Below are 2,315 nucleotides of genomic sequence, written 5' to 3'. Positions count from 1 at the left end.
AAACCATGTCTTCTTTTGTTTGCTTTTCAATTTGCGAAAATTATTGTACCTTATCGAAACGCTATGTAAAAGAGCAGGATTGGGCAGATACTCTCCGACATCCGCAGACTTGTATCCACTATTCATCCGACTATGCAGTGGCTGATAAGATTGAATTTGGGAACTGTTGCCCGGGACTTATGTACTGTTAAATGATCATAATAATTATTGCTGGAACGTAATTGGTTTGACGAAGCGCATTCGAAGAAGTGATACAAACGGCGAAGCATTTAGGGATAATATAGCAACAGTGATACTGCCGGAAGCCGCCATATAGTCCTACATGTGTTCCCTCTGAGCATTGCGCCGTTGTACTTCGTCCTTAGACTCCGAAAGGATTGAGCTGGATGTCGTTGTGATATATATCAGCCCGTCTCAGGCATTTATGCTGTTTGCTGGATACCACCAATTCGATGACTATGAAAGACTGGACTTCTCATTTGCCGGAGAGTTCACCTGTGTGGACTTCTGGACTCAGACAGTTGTGGCAGCGAAACCAGCCATGGTACTTCCTTGCTTTGCTAACTGCAAGTTCTCCGGAATTGGTGAATGGGGGCTGCGGGCTTCTTTGAAGCCGAAGGATGTTCTTCGTTGCTTGGATGACCCGAAAAAGATGTACAAGAGCGGCCTGCGACATCCTATTGCTTTGTCCAGCCTGACAACAGATAACACCGATGGCCTACCAGCACCCCATTTGAAATTCTGAATAATAGGGGAAGAGCCGTTATGAGAGAGTCCGTGACAGATCTTCTCCGCTTCAAGGGACGTTCAACACAATGGAAAGGGAAGTAAAAGCAATTAGTGGGAAAATACTTAAGTAGGTGTTCCTTGCCATTCAAGACCATATTACTGCTATGACCCTGCACAATCCGCCTGTCAATGCAATCGGCAGAGTTATGCAGGAAGAAATCCTACGAATTTACAATTATACCAACCATGAGAGCGATTTTTGGGTATGTGTTCTTCATTTGGTATTAAAAACCTTCAGCGTGGGAGTAGATATAAAATTATTTTATCAGAGTATTCTGGATAAGAAGGTAGCCAATACGCAGGAAACTTATTACGATGGGGCACAGGCCTTGTATGACCTGCGCTTTGATCTGGGCGGTGCACGGACACTATCTGTGGGGAGGCCTGTGCTATCCTGCTGGAGCGGGTATCTCCGTTGCGGTGGAAGGGGCCTTCTTTGGGACTCCGGAAGCAAAGCTCGGTGTAGTAGGCAGCGGCGGCGATCTGGCCCACATCCTGCTGCCACAGGTTCAACGAGGATATGAGTTATTGCGGAATATTTCTTACTGTGGAGGAGCTCCATGACAAATTCGGTGACATTACTATGGTCGTGGGTTCCTTAGATGAACTTATGCCTGCCGCCATAGCTAAAGCAGAAGAACTTTGCTGGTGGGAGCATTTAGTGCTTAGATATCTCAAAGCCTGCATGAATGAACAAGAGAATTTTCAAATGCATCGGAAAAATGAGAGAGAAGTCACATATACCAGGCATATGGCCCACCATACAGATTTCCGGGAGGGGGTAGAGGCGTTTTTAGGGGAGCGGGAACCCTAATATCAGGGAAGATAAAGATTAATAAGGTTTGGAGTATGACATTTGCTAAAACCCTAATGCCAGCAGTTTAAACTGGACCCGTTCACCAATATGCTGTTTCTGTTCTGCGACAGACGGCGGAATCGGATCAAGGGGTTCTACAAACGAAGCGCGGCAGTTGACGCCGCAGCAGTACCGCTGGCTGATGGAGGGGCTGAAGGTAGAGCAGCCAAAGGCCCACCGCCGGGGGATGACCTGCATATAATTTAGTCAGAAAAACATCTGGAATCACTGGAAATTCAATTTTGGGTTCAAGTATAGTATGATTAACCCGTGAAAAATGAAAGAAATTATGGGACAAGCGCCCCCAGAGATGGTAACTATTTCACGGGCGGAATATGAGTCTCCGAAAGCGGAAAGAGACGAACTGAACCAGAAACTGGACTGGCTTCTGAAACGGGCTCGCCTGAACAGGAAGAAACTCTATGGGGTGTCCTCAGAGCGGCTGGAAGAAGAGCTGATGGGTTAATAGAGACGCGGGTAGCCGCCCATACCAGACGCTCCTCCTGGCTGGAGGAGCGTCTGCCGGACAATGTGCCTGTGGAGGTAGTGGAACACCGCATCCCGGGAAACGAACTGAACTGTCCCGTCCGTGGCACAGCCATGATGGAGATTGGAAGGGACGTCCGGCGCACATTGGTGATGATCCCGGCCCAGGTAAGGCTCCGGGAAG

The 2,315-nt window shown here is 48.0% G+C and carries 4 protein-coding genes; 3 read left to right on the top strand and 1 reads right to left on the bottom strand.

The window, feature by feature from the left end:
* Positions 1 to 340: 340 nt before the first annotated feature.
* The 3 genes from Q0526_RS17705 (at position 341) to Q0526_RS18890 (ending at position 1,603) form a co-directional block, all read left to right on the top strand.
* Positions 341 to 745: a DUF169 domain-containing protein gene (locus Q0526_RS17705; RefSeq protein WP_298736596.1), complete on the top strand. Its 405-nt coding sequence runs from the start codon at positions 341 to 343 to the stop codon at positions 743 to 745.
* A gap of 115 nt (positions 746 to 860) precedes the next feature.
* Positions 861 to 1,313, top strand: coding sequence for an enoyl-CoA hydratase-related protein (locus Q0526_RS18895; RefSeq protein WP_366522144.1), 453 nt, complete (start codon positions 861 to 863; stop codon positions 1,311 to 1,313).
* Positions 1,271 to 1,603, top strand: a complete 333-nt coding sequence (locus Q0526_RS18890) for an enoyl-CoA hydratase-related protein (RefSeq protein ID WP_366522145.1) — start codon at positions 1,271 to 1,273, stop codon at positions 1,601 to 1,603. Before Q0526_RS18895 ends, Q0526_RS18890 begins: the two co-directional genes overlap by 43 nt.
* Before the next feature lie 45 nt (positions 1,604 to 1,648).
* On the opposite strand, the gene Q0526_RS17700 is transcribed toward Q0526_RS18890, so the two are convergent.
* Complete coding sequence (locus tag Q0526_RS17700) at positions 1,649 to 1,843, bottom strand: hypothetical protein (RefSeq protein WP_298736594.1); 195 nt, start codon at positions 1,841 to 1,843, stop codon at positions 1,649 to 1,651.
* Positions 1,844 to 2,315 lie beyond the last annotated feature (472 nt).

It is taken from the genome of uncultured Subdoligranulum sp., from assembly GCF_937890665.1.
Note: the sequence above shows the minus strand (reverse complement) of the source record. Positions and strands in the feature narration are given on the sequence as shown.